Below are 1,019 nucleotides of genomic sequence, written 5' to 3' on the forward strand. Positions count from 1 at the left end.
ATAGATTGGCAAATTAAAAACACATAGGAAGGATATAAGGGTGTGATTCGACGGAAAGATCCTTATTGATGACGTAAAACAATCAGCTTAGACATGCTGGCACAATCATTAAGGTAATTGAATTTTCTTTGTTTCTAAAATGGCCAAATAGAAAAATTAGCAACGAATGTATTGCAACAAGATTTAGCTCAAAACCTAGCCAAACAACCTAGAGGTGAATGTATAGCCAATAAAACCAGTTAAGGAACAAAAAGATAGAGCGTAGAGCAGAAAGGCACTAGAATGGCGCTGGGTGCTTTTGGTGATTTACCGAAAGTAATTCCAAGTTTTTGCGGACGGTAAATATCAAAAAACCCCGAAAGTTGTTTAAAACTAACGAGGTTTAGAGATGTTTCCTACAAGACAAATCTTAGCCTCTATTGAGATTCAAATCAAGGAGGCAAGAGTATGCCAAGAAATAAAACTGCCCTATTGGGCTTAACCGTTATTTGTTTAACGATTTTGTGTTTCACATGGATGGTAAGAGACTCACTTTGTGAGCTTCAATTCAGGGATGGAAACTCGGTAATTTCGGCGACACTTGCCTACGAATCGAGATAGTAGCTGAACAAGGTGGGGATTCCGAATCCCCACCTTGATTTAGTTTTGTTTGTTACGGCCATAAGCACCCATGTTTGTGTTGTGATAGTTATGACGGCGAAAAGTCCTAGTGAATAGCCACCGACTTGATAGACACCTTTTAGTTAGACAAAATAACTAATAGAGAGGTGCTTATGAGCAGTAAGAGATATCCAGAAGAATTTAAAATTGAAGCAGTCAAACAAGTGACTGAAAAAGGTCATAGCGTGGCTGATGTTGCAGCGCGACTAGGAACAACGAGCCATAGTTTGTATGCGTGGGTTAAACGCTACGGTCCCAACTCCTCACAATACCAAGCTCAATCTGATGAAAGTGCTGAAATTCGTCGACTTAAAAAGGAATTACAGCGAGTAACAGAAGAGCGAGACATACTAAAAAAA

Annotated in this window: 2 protein-coding genes; both read left to right on the top strand. The window is 39.3% G+C overall.

Features of this window, described 5'->3' with window-relative positions:
* Window positions 1-447 precede the first annotated feature (447 nt).
* Window positions 448-600 (top strand): Hok/Gef family protein, encoded by a 153-nt coding sequence (locus tag RH88_RS22975; RefSeq protein ID WP_005596367.1) that lies wholly within the window; start codon window positions 448-450, stop codon window positions 598-600.
* A gap of 173 nt (window positions 601-773) precedes the next feature.
* A partial coding sequence (locus tag RH88_RS12240) for an IS3 family transposase (protein WP_005596369.1) occupies window positions 774-1,019 on the top strand: 246 nt, incomplete at its 3' end.

Source organism: Vibrio scophthalmi LMG 19158, assembly GCF_000222585.1.
Classification (GTDB): Bacteria; Pseudomonadota; Gammaproteobacteria; order Enterobacterales; family Vibrionaceae; genus Vibrio; species Vibrio scophthalmi.